At 63.9% G+C, this 15,088-nt stretch carries 15 protein-coding genes; 7 read left to right on the top strand and 8 right to left on the bottom strand.

Annotated features, from left to right (window positions below; all coding sequences use genetic code 11):
• Nucleotides 1–196: 196 nt before the first annotated feature.
• Both rpsO and U5A65_RS25110 read right to left on the bottom strand, forming a co-directional pair.
• Entirely contained in the window at nucleotides 197–466 is a 270-nt protein-coding gene (gene rpsO / locus U5A65_RS25115) for a 30S ribosomal protein S15 (protein WP_042271770.1), read from the bottom strand.
• A 151-nt stretch (nucleotides 467–617) separates the two neighbouring features.
• Nucleotides 618–1,868: a branched-chain amino acid ABC transporter substrate-binding protein gene (locus U5A65_RS25110; protein ID WP_415765576.1), complete on the bottom strand. Its 1,251-nt coding sequence runs from the start codon at nucleotides 1,866–1,868 to the stop codon at nucleotides 618–620.
• A 246-nt stretch (nucleotides 1,869–2,114) separates the two neighbouring features.
• Here U5A65_RS25110 and U5A65_RS25105 point away from each other — a divergent pair, with 246 nt between their 5' ends.
• On the top strand, nucleotides 2,115–2,666 hold the full coding sequence (locus tag U5A65_RS25105; RefSeq protein ID WP_321947954.1) for a hypothetical protein: 552 nt from the start codon (nucleotides 2,115–2,117) through the stop codon (nucleotides 2,664–2,666).
• 122 nt (nucleotides 2,667–2,788) lie between these two features.
• On the opposite strand, the gene U5A65_RS25100 is transcribed toward U5A65_RS25105, so the two are convergent.
• The 6 genes from U5A65_RS25100 to U5A65_RS25075 form a co-directional block, all read right to left on the bottom strand.
• Nucleotides 2,789–4,342 carry a 2-isopropylmalate synthase gene (locus U5A65_RS25100; protein ID WP_321914676.1) on the bottom strand — a complete coding sequence of 518 codons (1,554 nt, stop codon included), beginning with the start codon at nucleotides 4,340–4,342 and terminating at the stop codon, nucleotides 2,789–2,791.
• Nucleotides 4,343–4,668: 326 nt separating this feature from the next.
• Nucleotides 4,669–5,544 carry a CDP-diacylglycerol--serine O-phosphatidyltransferase gene (gene pssA, locus U5A65_RS25095; RefSeq protein WP_321914678.1) on the bottom strand — a complete coding sequence of 292 codons (876 nt, stop codon included), beginning with the start codon at nucleotides 5,542–5,544 and terminating at the stop codon, nucleotides 4,669–4,671.
• A gap of 12 nt (nucleotides 5,545–5,556) precedes the next feature.
• Nucleotides 5,557–6,210: a phosphatidylserine decarboxylase gene (locus U5A65_RS25090; RefSeq protein ID WP_028205688.1), complete on the bottom strand. Its 654-nt coding sequence runs from the start codon at nucleotides 6,208–6,210 to the stop codon at nucleotides 5,557–5,559.
• A gap of 148 nt (nucleotides 6,211–6,358) precedes the next feature.
• Nucleotides 6,359–7,375 carry a ketol-acid reductoisomerase gene (gene ilvC / locus U5A65_RS25085; protein ID WP_028205689.1) on the bottom strand — a complete coding sequence of 339 codons (1,017 nt, stop codon included), beginning with the start codon at nucleotides 7,373–7,375 and terminating at the stop codon, nucleotides 6,359–6,361.
• Between the two features lie 121 nt (nucleotides 7,376–7,496).
• The gene (gene ilvN, locus U5A65_RS25080) at nucleotides 7,497–7,988 is read right to left on the bottom strand and encodes an acetolactate synthase small subunit (protein ID WP_027795483.1); all 492 of its coding nucleotides are present in this window, start codon (nucleotides 7,986–7,988) and stop codon (nucleotides 7,497–7,499) included.
• Nucleotides 7,989–8,104: 116 nt separating this feature from the next.
• On the bottom strand, nucleotides 8,105–9,883 hold the full coding sequence (locus U5A65_RS25075; RefSeq protein ID WP_321914771.1) for an acetolactate synthase 3 catalytic subunit: 1,779 nt from the start codon (nucleotides 9,881–9,883) through the stop codon (nucleotides 8,105–8,107).
• Between the two features lie 397 nt (nucleotides 9,884–10,280).
• Here U5A65_RS25075 and U5A65_RS25070 point away from each other — a divergent pair, with 397 nt between their 5' ends.
• From U5A65_RS25070 to U5A65_RS25045, 6 genes are all read left to right on the top strand, one after another.
• A complete protein-coding gene (locus U5A65_RS25070; protein ID WP_069265288.1) occupies nucleotides 10,281–10,844 on the top strand; it encodes an RNA polymerase sigma factor in 564 nt (187 codons plus the stop codon).
• Nucleotides 10,841–11,269 carry a DUF3619 family protein gene (locus U5A65_RS25065; RefSeq protein ID WP_321914679.1) on the top strand — a complete coding sequence of 143 codons (429 nt, stop codon included), beginning with the start codon at nucleotides 10,841–10,843 and terminating at the stop codon, nucleotides 11,267–11,269. Before U5A65_RS25070 ends, U5A65_RS25065 begins: the two co-directional genes overlap by 4 nt.
• Before the next feature lie 26 nt (nucleotides 11,270–11,295).
• Nucleotides 11,296–12,126 carry a DUF3106 domain-containing protein gene (locus U5A65_RS25060; protein WP_321947952.1) on the top strand — a complete coding sequence of 277 codons (831 nt, stop codon included), beginning with the start codon at nucleotides 11,296–11,298 and terminating at the stop codon, nucleotides 12,124–12,126.
• Between the two features lie 114 nt (nucleotides 12,127–12,240).
• Nucleotides 12,241–12,789 carry an RDD family protein gene (locus tag U5A65_RS25055; RefSeq protein WP_415765547.1) on the top strand — a complete coding sequence of 183 codons (549 nt, stop codon included), beginning with the start codon at nucleotides 12,241–12,243 and terminating at the stop codon, nucleotides 12,787–12,789.
• A 143-nt stretch (nucleotides 12,790–12,932) separates the two neighbouring features.
• Nucleotides 12,933–13,892: a UDP-2,3-diacylglucosamine diphosphatase gene (locus U5A65_RS25050; RefSeq protein WP_321914681.1), complete on the top strand. Its 960-nt coding sequence runs from the start codon at nucleotides 12,933–12,935 to the stop codon at nucleotides 13,890–13,892.
• A 67-nt stretch (nucleotides 13,893–13,959) separates the two neighbouring features.
• Complete coding sequence (locus U5A65_RS25045; RefSeq protein WP_321914682.1) at nucleotides 13,960–14,991, top strand: glycosyltransferase family 1 protein; 1,032 nt, start codon at nucleotides 13,960–13,962, stop codon at nucleotides 14,989–14,991.
• The last annotated feature ends 97 nt before the right edge of the window (nucleotides 14,992–15,088 follow it).

The raw sequence follows: 15,088 nt of genomic DNA, 5'->3' as shown, positions 1-15,088 counted from the left end.
GGAATGACACAAAGCTCTGCCCCGTGGCCCGGCCCTGCTGCTTGTACTGCTGGTGCTACGTGGTGTTGCCTGATGTTTTCGAACCGGCGTTTATCGCATCAAGACGACTTGAAAAGCAGCATGAAGCGCACCGTTCAAAAACAAAATGCCTGCATCAGCGGAACTGACACAGGCATCTTTGCGGAAGACCTTCCGATTACTTACGCAGACCCAGCTTTTCGATGAGCGCGCGGTAACGGTCGGCGTCCTTGCCCTTCAGGTAGTCGAGCAGCTTACGGCGGCGGCTCACCATGCGCAGCAGACCGCGGCGGCTGTGGTGATCCTTCGCGTGCGACTTGAAGTGCGAGGTCAGTTCGTTGATACGCGACGTCAGGAGCGCAACCTGAACTTCGGGCGATCCCGTGTCGTTGGTGCCGCGCGCGAATTGCGCGACGACGTCGGACTTCTTGATATCTGCTACGGACATTTTGCTTTTCCTTTAAAACAAACGAGCGGTCACGGAAGAAAGGCCGTGCCGTGGCTTGGTTCTCACTACGATTGCTTGCCGCGGGTTCGCAGCAAGGGGCGTATTGTAGCACAGCCCCGATTTGCCGCGAACCCGCTTGTAAGGCGCGCCGTCAAGGCCGCTTCATCTGGCAGACCGTGGCGGGCACGGTGCGCTCCGCGGGCAGCGCCAGCACCGTGCGAAAGCCGTAGCCTGCGCCTTCGTTGTCGAAACGCACGCCGGGCGTGCCCTGCTTGTCCATTTCCATGACATAAAGGGGCTGAATCGCCTGGTGATCGTCTGCGCGCATCCACATGGGGTGAAAGCCGGCCTCCTCGCCTTTGAAGCGCATGCCTTCCAGCGCTTTCGCGACCGCCTCGGGGTCGGCCGTGCCGGCCTTCGTCATGGCCTGCGCGAGCATCTCCACCATCATCGACATGCGCAGCACCGGGTAGTCGTCCCTGGCCGCGGGGTAGCGCGCGCGGAACGCCTTGTACCACGCATCGGAGGCCGCGCCGCCCACGTTCGGATGCCAGTCGGCCACCGCGATCACGCGCTTCACGCCCGCATCGCCCAGGGCCGCCGGCGCGCCGAGGCTGTTGCCGTAGAACGTGTAGAACTTCGCGTCGAGCCCCTGCTCGCGCGCGGCCTTCACGAGCAGCGTGAGGTCGTTGCCCCAGTTTCCGGTGATGACAGCATCGGCGCCCGCGGCGCGAATCTTCGCGATGTACGGCGCGAAGTCCTTCACGCGGCCGATGGGATGAAACTCGTCGCCGACGATGGCGATGTCCGGGCGGTCCTTCGCGAGCGCGGCGCGAGCAAGCGTGCTCACGTCGTGGCCGAAGCTGTAGTCCTGGTTGAGCAGATACACCTTCTTCACCGACTTGTCCGCGGCGATGACGTCTGCTAGCGCGTCCATGCGCATGCCCGCGTGCGCGTCGAAGCGGAAGTGCCAGAAGCTGCAATTCGCGTTCGTGAGCGCGGGATCGTCGGCGGAATAGTTCAGGAAGATCTGACGGTTCTGCGGATCGCGCTCGTTTTGGCGATCGATGGCCGTCACGAGCGCCGCCGCCACCGCCGAGCTGTTGCCCTGCATGACATAGCCGATGCGGCGGTCCTGCGCCATGCGCAGCTGCACGAGCGCCGCCTCGGGGCTGCCCTTGCTGTCGAGCGTGACCAGTTCGAGCGGATGCCGCCCGTCACGCAGCGCGACACCGCCGCTCGCGTTGACCCGCTCCACGCCGAAGCGCAGGTTGCGCTCGACAGCTGCGCCCGCGTCCGCGAACGGGCCGGACATGCCTTCGATGAGCGCGAGCTGGATCGGTTTGCCGGTCGGCGTCTCGTCCACCTGTGCGCCGTTTGCGCTCGCGAGCCCTGCCGCCATCGCCGCGATGGTGAGCATGGCCGCTGCCGCACGCGCCATGCGTGCCGTTATGCGCTTTTCTCTCATTTTTTGATGCCAGCCCGATTGTCATTCGAAGCGCGGATCATAGGCCGCGAGGCGGTGCGGCGGCAAGGCCGCGATCCACCGCTTGACCGGACAGGCCCGGCCCGCGAGCGCGTCGCGCCGTGTCAAAATAACGGTTCCACATACACCGCGGTCATTGGAACCTTGCCATCGGGGGACATCATGTTCACGCGCCTATCCACCTCGCTCGCCACGCCCGTGCGCCTCGCCTCGAGCCGCCTGCGTCTCGCCCTCCTCGCGGGCGTGGGCGCACTTGCGCTCGCCGGCTGCGCGCAGCCGTGGCAGCAATTCCATGCGGGCGACGACGCACAGTCCGTAATCGCCCGTTTCGGCCCACCGGCTGAAACCTACGACCTGCCTGACGGCGGCAAGCGCCTGATGTGGCCGACCCAGCCAATGGGCGAAACCACCACGGCCGCCGACATCGACGCCAACGGCCGCGTCGTGAACGTGCGCCAGGTGTTGCAGCCCAACGAGTTCTATCGCGCGGAGATCGGCAAATGGACGCGCTCCGATGTGCTGGTGAACTTCGGCCGCCCGGTCGAGACCTCCTACTTCCCGCTGATGAAAAAGGAAGCGTGGACCTACCGCTACCTCGAAGACAACGTCTGGTACATGCTCTATAGCTTCTACTTCGACGACCAGGGCATTCTGAGGCTCACGCAGAAGACGCCCGATCCGCTGCACGACCCGGATCGACGCAGCATGTTCTGATCGCGTTGCTCCCGCCGCAGCAAGACAAAACCCCCGCGCTCTTGCGAGCCCGGGGGTTTTTCATTGCCTCGTTGGCGTAGCGACGTAAAGACGTGCAGCGAGGCTAAGCGCCCCGCCTGCGCTTACACCGCTTCCGAGCGCTGCGGATTGACCTTGTCGCCCGAGTAAAGCTTGTTGAGCGCCGAGATATACGCCTTCGCCGAAGCAGCAACGATATCCGGATCGGTGCCCACGCCATTGACGATGCGGCCGGCCTTCGAGAGGCGCACCGTCACTTCGCCCTGCGCCTGGGTGCCCGTCGTGATCGCGTTCACCGAGTACAGCAGAAGCTCCGAGCCGCTGCCCACTTCGGTTTCGATGGCGTTGAGCGTGGCGTCCACCGGACCGTTGCCCGCGGCTTCGCCGGTCACTTCCTTGCCGTCGGCCGAGAACACGACGCGCGCGTGCGGACGCTCACCCGTTTCCGAGTGCTGCGCAAGCGAGATGAACTTGAAGTGCTCCTGATCCTGCGCCTGCGCCGACTCTTCCGTGACGATCGCGATGATGTCTTCGTCGAAGATTTCGGCCTTGCGGTCGGCCAGTTCCTTGAAGCGCGCGAACGCGTTGTTCAACTCGGCTTCGCTGTCGAGCGCGATGCCCAGTTCCTGCAGGCGCTGCTTGAACGCGTTGCGGCCCGAGAGCTTGCCGAGCACGATCTTGTTCGCGCTCCAGCCCACGTCTTCCGCGCGCATGATTTCGTAGGTATCGCGCGCCTTGAGCACGCCGTCCTGGTGAATGCCCGAGGCGTGCGCAAACGCGTTTGCGCCGACCACGGCCTTGTTCGGCTGCACGACGAAACCGGTGATTTGCGAAACGAGCTTCGAAGCCGGCACGATCTGCGTGGTGTCGATGCCGAGATCGAGGCCGAAGTAGTCCTTGCGGGTCTTCACGGCCATCACGATTTCTTCGAGCGACGTGTTGCCCGCGCGCTCGCCGAGACCGTTGATCGTGCACTCCACCTGGCGCGCGCCGCCGATCTGCACGCCGGCCAGCGAGTTCGCCACGGCCATGCCGAGGTCGTTGTGGCAGTGCACCGAGAACACCGCCTTGTCCGAATTCGGAATGCGCTCGCGCAGCGTCTTCACGAGGTTGCCGTACAGCTCGGGAATGCCGTAGCCGACCGTATCGGCGATATTGATCGTCGTCGCGCCTTCGTTGATCACGGCCTCGAGCACGCGGCACAGGAAATCCATGTCCGAGCGGCTGCCGTCTTCGGGCGAGAACTCCACGTCGTTCGTGAACTTGCGAGCGAAGCGCACCGCCAGCTTCGCCTGCTCGAGCACCTGCTCGGGCGACATGCGCAGCTTCTTCTCCATGTGCAGCGCCGAGGTGGCGATGAACGTGTGGATGCGGAAGTGGTCGGCGGGCTTGAGTGCGTCGGCGGCGCGCTGGATGTCCTTGTCATTCGCACGGGCGAGCGAACAGATCGTGCTGTCCTTCACCATGCCGGCGATCGTGTGGATCGCGTCGAAGTCGCCGTTCGAGCTGGCCGCGAAGCCAGCTTCGATGATGTCGACCTTCATGCGCTCGAGCTGCTTCGCGATGCGGATTTTCTCTTCCTTCGTCATCGACGCACCAGGCGACTGCTCGCCGTCACGCAACGTCGTATCGAAGATGATGAGCTTGTCTGCTGCCATTTCGGGTCTCCAGGGGGACTTGTTCAGTGTCTAAAACGGATTTTGGGTGTTCGCGCCACCGATGGCGACGCTGACAATGAACGAGGCTTACGGAGGGCGAGCGAGATCAGCGCGGCAGGCGCGCTAGCGCTAGCGTGCTTAGTCGCGCGCCGGCTTGAAGAGAAAAGAGGGGGAACTGGATGGTGTCCATGCCGCCGACTATAGCCGGAATCCGCCGATAGCGCAATTGGAGAGGGCCGCTATAGGCAGACCAGCGCGGGCGAGTGCAAAAAGAAAAAGGGCCGCGCTCGCGCGCAGCCCTCTTTATGGCATTCCCGCCCCCCGCTCTACCGCTCGCGCGGTGAAGAACGCGCCGGATTCGAGCGTCCGCGCACGGCCTGCCAGGCCCAGAACACATAGCCCGAAAGCCCGTAGAGCACAAAGAGGCCGAACAGCATCAATGGCGGATCGGACGACACCAGCACGAACGCCACCACCACGAGCAGCGTGGCCGCAAACGGCACGCGATGGCGCACATCCAGCGCCTTGCCGCTGTAGAACGGCGCGTTGGACACCATCGTCACGCCCGCGTAGATCGTCAGCACGAAGGCCACCCAGGGCAGCCACGAGAGCTTCACGGGCACGCGGTTGTCGGTGGCGAGCCAGACGAAGCCGGCGATCAGCGCGGCCGCTGCCGGGCTCGGCATGCCCTGGAAGAAGCGCTTGTCCACCACGCCGATATTCGTGTTGAAGCGCGCAAGGCGCAGCGCCGCCCCCGAACAGTAGATGAAAGCCGCGAGCCAGCCCCAGCGCCCGAGATCCTTGAGCACCCACTCGTACATCACGAGCGCAGGCGCGACGCCGAACGACACCATGTCCGAAAGGCTGTCGAACTGCTCGCCGAACGCGCTCTGCGAGTGCGTCATGCGCGCCACGCGCCCGTCCATGCCGTCGAGCACCATCGCCACGAAAATCGCGATGGCCGCCACCTCGAAGCGCACGTTCATGGCCTGCACGACCGCGAAAAAGCCGCAGAAGAGCGCCGCCGTGGTGAACGCGTTGGGCAGCAGGTAGATGCCGCGCTTCTTCAGGAACTCCTGGCGCGCCGCGCGCCGGTTCGCGGCGACGCCCAAGGGCTCCTGCACGGCCTTGTTGCGCCGGAACGGCCGCGGCAGCGGTGCGCCTGCAGGGTTACGGGGTCGACGCTGTTTGAATCCGGCCATCGCAGCCCTCCTTTATGCCGATTGGGTCGGCAGTTCGGCGAGGATCGTCGACGAGGCGGACACCTTCTCGCCGATCGACACACGCGGGCGGCTGCCCACGGGCAGGTAGACGTCGACGCGCGAACCGAAGCGGATGAAGCCATAACGCTGGCCGCGCGAAAGCGGCTCGCCGGCACGCACGTAACAGAGAATGCGGCGCGCGATGAGGCCCGCGATCTGCACCGAGGTGACGGTCGTGCCGTCGGCCATCGTCAGGACCACGGCGTTGCGCTCGTTCTCGGTCGAAGCCTTGTCGATGGCGGCGTTCAGGTACGCGCCCGGGAAGTACTCGACCTTGGCGACGGCGCCATCCACGGGCGAACGCTGCGAGTGCACATTGAAGACGTTCATGAACACGCTGATCTTGAGCGCTTCACGGTTTGCATACGGGTCGTGCGCGGTTTCCACGGCGACGATGCGGCCGTCGGCCGGGCACAGCACGGCATTGGCCTGGCTCGGGATCGGGCGCGGCGGATCGCGGAAGAACTGAACGACGAAGATCAGGATCAGCCAGAAAGGCCATGCGAGTCCGAAGCCTGCGACCGCATGGATCAAGAGCGCCACGACGGCCGCAATGGCGATGAACGGCCAGCCTTCGCGCGCGATGATCGGATGGGGGTAATTCATGGTGGCTTCGCTGTTATTTTAAAAACCGTAGGATAGCAAAAGCCGCCCAGGGTTCATCCCACCTGGGCGGCTTTTTCGGGTCCGATTCGGATCAATCTGTTCTGCGAGGGTACAAAACCGCACGCACAATCAGATTCGAACCGTCAGATTAGTTCTTCGACTGGTCGACGAGCTTGTTCGCTGCGATCCACGGCATCATCGCGCGCAGCTTCGCACCGACCACTTCGATCTGGTGCTCGGCGCCAAGACGGCGACGCGATTGCAGCGTCGGCGCGCCGGCCTTGTTTTCGAGGATGAAGCTCTTTGCGTATTCGCCGGTCTGGATGTCCTTCAGGACTTCCTTCATGACCTTCTTCGTCTCGGCCGTGATGACGCGCGGGCCCGTCACGTACTCGCCGTACTCGGCGTTGTTCGAGATCGAGTAGTTCATGTTGGCGATGCCGCCTTCGTAGATCAGGTCGACGATCAGCTTGAGTTCGTGCAGGCACTCGAAGTACGCCATTTCCGGCGCGTAGCCGGCTTCCACCAGCGTTTCGAAGCCAGCCTTGATCAGGTCGACCGTACCGCCGCACAGCACGGCTTGTTCGCCGAACAGGTCGGTTTCGGTTTCTTCGCGGAAGTTCGTTTCGATGATGCCGGCACGGCCGCCGCCGTTCGCCGCTGCGTACGACAGCGCGATGTCACGTGCTGCGCCCGACTTGTCCTGGTGGACAGCGATCAGGTGGGGCACGCCGCCGCCTTGCGAGTACGTGCCGCGAACCGTGTGGCCCGGCGCCTTCGGGGCGATCATGATGACGTCGAGGTCGGCGCGCGGGATCACCTGGCCGTAGTGCACGTTGAAGCCGTGCGCGAATGCGAGCGCTGCGCCGTTCTTGATGTTCGCGTGGACTTCCTTCGCGTAGACATCGGCGATCTGCTCGTCGGGCAGGAGCATCATGACGACGTCGGCGTTCTTCACCGCTTCGGCCACTTCCTTGACCTGCAGGCCGGCGTTCTCAGCCTTGCTCCACGATGCGCCGTTCTTGCGCAGACCGACCGTGACGTTCACGCCGCTGTCCTTCAGGTTCAGCGCGTGTGCGTGGCCTTGCGAGCCGTAACCGATGATCGTGACCTGCTTGCCCTTGATGAGGGAGAGATCGGCGTCCTTGTCGTAGAAAACTTTCATGTTGGTTCCTTGGCGAGAGTCTGGTGAATTTCGGTACTGCTGTTAGCTTTTGCTGCACCGGATGCGTTCTCTAAGGTTACGCATCCGGTCAAGTTCCGGTGCAAGATCGACTGTGGTCGGGTCACACCTTCAGAATGCGCTCTCCGCGCCCAATGCCCGAGCCGCCCGTACGAACGGTTTCGAGAATCGCGGTCGCATCGATCGCTTCGATGAACGCGTCGAGCTTGTCGCTCGCGCCCGTCAGTTCGATCGTGTAGGTCTTTTCGGTGACGTCGATGATGCGGCCGCGGAAAATATCCGCCATCCGCTTCATCTCCTCACGTTCCTTGCCGACCGCCCTTACCTTGATCAGCATCAGCTCGCGCTCGATGTGGGCGCCCTCGGTAAGGTCGACCACTTTCACCACCTCGATCAGGCGGTTCAGATGCTTCGTGATCTGTTCGATCACGTCGTCCGAGCCAATGGAAACGATGGTCATGCGCGACAGCGAACGGTCTTCGGTCGGCGCCACCGTCAAGGTTTCAATGTTGTAGCCGCGTGCGGAGAAGAGGCCGACCACGCGCGAGAGCGCGCCCGGCTCGTTTTCCAGCAGAACGGAAATAATGTGTCTCATGGTGTGATCCGCGATTTATCCAGGTTGACGAGGCTGCCGCCCTTCCCCGCGAACCCGCGCGCCCCTTGTGTGGACGCGCGCCGCGTGAGGTTGAAACGGCGCCATGGCAAATACCGTTACAGGTCTTCCGAGCCGAGCAGCATCTCAGTGATGCCCTTGCCGGCCTGAACCATCGGCCAGACGTTTTCGGAAGGGTCGGTCTGGAAATCGAGGAACACCGTGCGGTCCTTCAAACGCAGCGCTTCCTTGAGCGCCGGCTCGACGTCCGCGGTCTTTTCGATCCGCATGCCGACGTGGCCATACGCTTCGGCGAGCTTCACGAAGTCAGGCAGCGCATCCATGTACGAATGCGAATAGCGCTTGCTGTATTCGATCTGCTGCCACTGGCGGACCATGCCGAGGTAGCGGTTGTTCAGCGAAATGATCTTCACGGGCGTGTCGTACTGCTTGCAGGTCGACAGCTCCTGAATGCACATCTGGATCGAGCCTTCGCCCGTGATGCACAGCACGTCGTCGTCCGGGTGCGCCATTTTCACGCCCATCGCCGCCGGCAGGCCGAAGCCCATGGTGCCGAGACCACCGGAGTTGATCCAGCGGCGCGGCTGGTTGAAGCGATAGAACTGCGCGGCCCACATCTGGTGCTGGCCCACGTCCGAACACACGAACGCGTTGCCGCCCGTGAGCTCCCACGCTTTTTCCACCACGTACTGCGGCTTGATGATGTCGCTCGAACGGTCGAACTTCAGGCAGTTCTTCTCGCGCCAGCCTTCGATGTCCTTCCACCAGTCGGCCAGCGCGGCCGTATCCGGACCGTGTTCGGCGTGCTGAAGCTGCTCGATGAGCTCCTTGAGCACTTCCTTGACGTCGCCGACGATAGGGATATCGACCTTCACGCGCTTCGAGATCGACGACGGGTCGATGTCGATGTGAATGATCTTGCGCGGACGCGAGGCGAAGTGCGCCGGGTCGCCGATCACACGGTCGTCGAAGCGCGCACCGATCGCGATCAGCACGTCGCAGTGCTGCATCGCCATGTTCGCTTCGTAGGTGCCGTGCATGCCGAGCATGCCGAGGAACTTGCGGTCGCTTGCGCGGTAGCCGCCCAGACCCATCAGCGTGTTCGTGACCGGGTAGCCGAGCAGATCGGCGAACTGGTTCAGTTCGCGCGACGCATCGGCGAGGATGATGCCGCCGCCGGTGTAGATATACGGACGCTTGGCCGAGAGGAGCAGCGAAACCGCCTTGCGGATCTGCCCCGAGTGGCCCTTGGTGACCGGGTTGTACGAGCGCAGCGAAACGTTCTTCACCGGTTCATACGCGCACGGCGTCTTCGACACGTCCTTCGGAATGTCGATCAGCACGGGGCCGGGACGGCCGGTGCGCGCAATGTAGAAAGCTTTCTTGACGGTAGCGGCGAGGTCGCGCACGTCCTTCACGAGGAAGTTGTGCTTCACGCAGGGACGCGTGATGCCGACCGTGTCGCACTCCTGGAAGGCGTCTTGACCAATCGCGGCGGTAGGCACCTGGCCGCTGATGATCACCATCGGGATCGAGTCCATATAGGCCGTCGCGATGCCCGTCACCGCATTGGTGACGCCAGGTCCCGAGGTCACGAGACACACGCCGACGTTGCCGGTCGAACGCGCATAGGCGTCGGCCGCGTGCACGGCTGCCTGTTCGTGGCGCACGAGAACGTGCTGGATCTTGTCCTGCTTGTACAGCTCGTCGTAGATGTAGAGTACCGAGCCGCCGGGGTAGCCCCAGATGAATTCGACCTGCTCGTCGGCGAGCGCCTTCATCAGCACGGTTCCGCCGATGGATTGGGTGTTGCCTTGAGGGTCAGATTCTTGCGAAGGGGGGACCGACGTGGAGAATTCCGCGCTGGGCATATTCATCATTCACCTTTCGAATTTTCGGCAAAAAATTGATCGGGTGCTCTCTGCCGGGCTTGTGGCTCGGGTTCAAGCGGCGCGTCCAGTTGACAGATGAGCTTCTTGGGCCACATCCGAATTGAGACAAGTCACTTATGTTGCGAACCGTCGAAGATAGCGGCTCGATGCCTTTCGGTCAAGCAAATATTGAGAACGCAGGCACGAACGTTGCGACATCGCGCACGCCTCGCGGCCCGGCCAGGAGCCGACAGGGGCACCACGAAGGCATGCACCTCTATGATGCGAAGCATTCTCACAGCCTTCCTGCTACCCTGCCGGCGCGAAAATTTGCTAGGATCCGCGAGTTTTACGACTTTTTTCGAACGATTACGCGTACGCTGGCGGCGGCGCCCTGCAACGGATGGCATCAGACAAGGAACTCGCCGACTTTCTGGCGGGCGTCGAAAGACGCGCGTTCAAGCAGACGGTCTACGCCGTAAGGGACGACGACGCCTCGCTCGACATCGTGCAGGACGCGATGATCAAGCTCGCGGAAAAATACGGAGACCGCCCGGCCGCAGAACTCCCCCTGCTCTTTCAGCGTATTTTGCAAAATACGATGCACGACTATTTTCGTCGGCAGAAAGTACGCAATACTTGGGTGAGTCTGTTTTCGTCGCTCGGCAACGCCGATGACGAGGAGTTCGACCCCCTCGAGACCTTCGAGGCCGAGCAGGGCACGGCTGGCGCCGAAAGCAGCGAGCAGCAGATCGAGCGCGCTCAGGTGCTCCAGATGATCGACGACGAGATCCAGAAATTACCGGCACGTCAACGGGAGGCGTTTCTGATGCGTTACTGGGAGGATATGGATGTCGCCGAGACTGCCGCCGCAATGGGCTGCTCCGAAGGCAGCGTGAAAACGCACTGCTCCCGGGCCACCCACACGCTGGCGCAAGCGCTCAAGGCCAAAGGAATCACGCTATGAGCTCCGCCCTCGAAAATAAAGAACTAGAGTTCGTGCGGGAGATGCGTCGTGCGCTCGATGAGAGCGCCGCCAACCTGCCCGCTGGTACCACCGCCCGGCTCGCCGCCGCACGCAAGACCGCGCTCGCCCAGAAAAAGGCAGAGGTCGTGCTCGTGCGCGCGCCGTCGCTCGCCGCAGCCGGCGTCGGCAGCCTGTCCGGCGCGCCGGCGCACCTGCCCGCGCGCCGCCGTTCTGCGTTCGCGCGCTTCGCGCTCGCCTGGCCGCTTGCGGCGCTCGTGGCGGGCCTCTTTGCCATTGCGTACTTCGAAGATCAGCAACGCACCGCTGAACTCGCCGATATCGACGCGGCCATGCTGAGCGACGACCTGCCGCTCACGGCCTACCTCGATCACGGGTTCAACGCGTATCTGACGCGCGCGCACTAAGGAAATCTGAGCAGGAGACCGACGGGGTGAGTTACAAGCGCGGCCTGGCCGTTGTCATTGGATCTGTGGTCGCGGCAGTCGTGTCGTATGTGGCGACCTACCCGCGCTTTCACCCCGAGCCGACTGGCGAAATCACCGCTGGCGCGGCCGCGCAAGTGAAAGCGCCCTCGGCCGACAATCCGATTGCGACCGCGTTCGCGCCGGCGCCTGGCGGCCAGTCCGACCCGCTCGCGTGGGCGCGCCTCAGTGAAGCGCAGCACGTCGCTCTCGCACCGTTCGCTGTTGAATGGGATCGCTTCAGCGACGAGCGAAAACGCAAATGGCTGAAGATCGCAGCACGTTATCCGAAGATGTCAGCTGAAGCACAAAAGCGCCTGCATGAACGCATGGCGGAATGGGTTGGCATGACGCCGGAGCAACGGCGCGTCGCGCGCGAAAACTACCAGGTGTCCAAGGAATTGCCGGCGCAGGCGCGCCAGCGCGCCTGGAAGGCTTACCAGCAGCTCCCCGAAGAGCAGAAAGAACGCCTTGCCGCGAGCGAGCACAAGCGCCGGCCCACCGTCGTGAGCGCCCCGCCGAGCGGCAACAAGAGCGAGATTCGTGATATTCAGCGCCTCGTCAACGAGCGCGATCATGGCGGCTTGCCGCATGCTCCCGCCGGCGTCACGGGTGCATCGGGCGCGGGCGGCGCGAGCAGCACGGGTTCAGGTCTCGCGCCCACGGCGCCTGGCACGCCGAGCGAGCCGCCGGCAGCTTCGTCGTTTGCGTCGGGCATTCCCGCCGCCGGCAGCTTCGTGCCGGCCACGCCGATTCCCGTCTCACCCGCCGAAGCACCCGCGGCGTTCAAGGGCTCCTGAAGCCTCCACCGGCGCTCACGCCCCCTCGTTAACCCCGCCGCAGCGTTCCGACCATTTCGTCGCGCGCGTTTTCGAGGTTATGCTTGGGCGTCCCGTCCCCGAACCGACGCCATCGTGTCCGAAAGCGCCCAAGCCGCCGCCCTGCCGTCCGCCGTCGTCTTCCCCGTTGAACCCGCGCCTGTTTCGATTCGCCGCCGCCTCGCCGCATTCGTCTACGAGAGCGTGCTGCTTTTCGGCGTCGTCTTTGCCGCCGGACTCGCGTTCAGCCTCGTCATGCAGCAGCGCAACGGCTACACGCATCACAACGCGATGGCGGCCTGGATCATCTCCGTGACCGGCGTGTACTTCGTCGGCTTCTGGCACAAAGGCGGGCAAACACTGCCGATGAAGACCTGGCGCCTGCGTGTGATCGGCCCGGACGGCCAGCCGCCCACGCTCGCGCGAGCCGCATTGCGCTACCTCGCCGCGTGGCTGTGGTTCCTGCCGCCGCTCGTGCTGCATCCCCTGCTCAGTCTTTCCGTTCCGCACACGCTCGCTCTCGAAGCCGTCTGGTTCGCGCTCTGGGCCGCCAGCGCCCGCTTCTCCCACGACCGGCAGTTCCTTCACGACCGCATTGCGGGCACGCGCATTGTCGCAATTGCGCGACAACGCACGTCGGCGTAGCAGCCGCATCACCTTCTCCCTCGCGCCGGAAAAGCGTGGGCATGGCACCACCTGGGACTGCGTAACGAGACCTTCTCGTGACTGTCATGTTGCCGTCACGGCGGCATGGCGCAATGCGCGTATTCCAACCTGCCGCGCGCGCCATGGCCCAAAAGACGTCAGCGACCACCCTGTTCCGGCAGACCACCGGACGAGGCACCGATTCCGCCACGTTCCACCCGTCCCCCGGCGGAGCCACCTTTCCCGCCCCGCCCCTGCCGCCCGCTTCGTTCGACGACGCCTCCAGCAGCGGCTCCCACGACGACGATCACCCCGACCCCACCCGCTACCGCACGATCTGGCTGTCCGATATCCATCTCGGCACAGGCGGCTGCCAGGCCTCGTATCTGCTCGACTTTCTGCGCCACAACGAGTCGGAGTATCTGTACCTCGTGGGCGACATCATCGACGGATGGCAGTTGAAGAAGGGCTGGTACTGGCCGCAGGCGCACAACGACGTCGTGCAAAAGGTGCTGCGCAAGGCGCGCAAGGGCACCCAGGTCATCTACATTCCGGGCAACCACGACGAGAGCGCGCGCCAGTTCTGCAATCTCGCGTTCGGTGACATCCACGTGCGCGAGGAAGCCTTTCACACGACGCTTGCCGGCAAACGCCTCTGGGTCGTGCACGGCGATCTCTTCGACGGTGTGATCCAGCACGCCAAGTGGCTCGCCTATCTCGGCGACTCGGCCTATACGCTGATCCTTCTGCTCAACCGCTGGTTCAACCGCGTGCGCGCGAAGCTCGGCTTCCAGTACTGGTCGCTCTCGCAGTACCTCAAGCATCAGGTGAAGAACGCGGTGAACTTCATCTCCTCGTTCGAGCGCGTGATGACCGACGAGGCGCGCCGCCGCGGCTGCGACGGCGTGGTTTGCGGCCACATCCACAAGGCCGAGATCCGCGACATCGACGGCATTCTGTACTGCAACGACGGCGACTGGGTGGAAAGCCTTTCCGCGCTCGTCGAGACGTTCGAGGGCGAGTTGCGCATCGTCTACTGGACCGTGAAGCGCGCACCGGAAGCGCAGGTCTCGACGCGCAAGGCGCGCGTGAGCGCCGTTTGAGAAACGACTACCGCTACGCAACTGCAGCCATAACCGCACTACGTAACGCCGAGAGGGCCGACGACCAATGAAAGTAATGATCGTGACCGATGCATGGGAGCCGCAGGTAAACGGCGTGGTTCGAACGCTGAAAAACACGACACGCGAACTCATCGCGCTCGGACATCAGGTCGAACTGCTCACGCCGCTGGAGTTCCGCACGATACCCTGCCCCACGTACCCGGAAATCAAGCTCTCGCTGTTTCCGAAGCGACATCTGCGGGACCGCATTCGCGCATTCGGCCCCGATGCCATCCACATCGCAACCGAAGGTCCGCTCGGACTCGCCGCGCGCCGCTACGCGATCGACCACGACCTGCCTTTCACGACCGCTTATCACACGCGCTTTCCCGAGTACGTGCAGGCGCGCTTCGGCGTACCGCTGTCCTTGACGTACCGTTTCCTGCGCTGGTTCCACAAGCCTTCGCTCGCGGTCATGGCGCCCACGCCCGTCGTCAAGACCGACCTCGAGAAGTTCGGCTTCACGAACGTCGTGCTGTGGACGCGCGGCGTGGACCTCGACATCTTCCGGCCGATGGAGTCGAAGGTGCTCAACACGGCGCGCCCCATCTTCCTCTATGTGGGCCGCGTAGCCGTGGAAAAGAACGTCGAGGCGTTTCTCAAGCTCGATCTGCCAGGCTCGAAATGGGTGTGCGGCGAAGGTCCGGCGCTCGCCGAGCTGAAGTCGCGCTATCCCCAGGCGAATTACCTGGGTGTCCTGAGCCAGCCCGAGCTTGCGAAGGTCTACGCCGCCGCCGACGTCTTCGTGTTCCCGAGCCGCACCGACACCTTCGGCCTCGTGCTGCTCGAAGCGCTCGCCTGCGGCACGCCGGTGGCCGCCTACCCGGTGACGGGCCCGATCGACGTGCTCGGCACGGGCGGCGCGGGCTCGATGAACGACGACCTGCGCGAAGCGTGTCTCGAAGCGTTGAAGATCGATCGCGCCGAGGCGCGCGCCTGGGCCGAGCGCTTCTCGTGGCGTGCGGCTTCGGAGCAATTCGCGGCGCATCTCAAGCCGCGCTCGCGCGCGACGATGGAGCCTTCCAGCGCTGCCGCCTGAGCACGAGGCCGGCCATGGTCCGCGCATCGATTGTCCGCGAGCACGCCGGGGAGACGGACGACCCCGGCGCAACCGCCTCTCACGCGTGCGATACTGG

Origin of the sequence: Paraburkholderia sp. J10-1 (assembly GCF_905220165.1) — a bacterium.
Lineage (GTDB): Bacteria > Pseudomonadota > Gammaproteobacteria > Burkholderiales > Burkholderiaceae > Paraburkholderia.
This window is presented reverse-complemented; position numbering and strand designations above follow the sequence as displayed.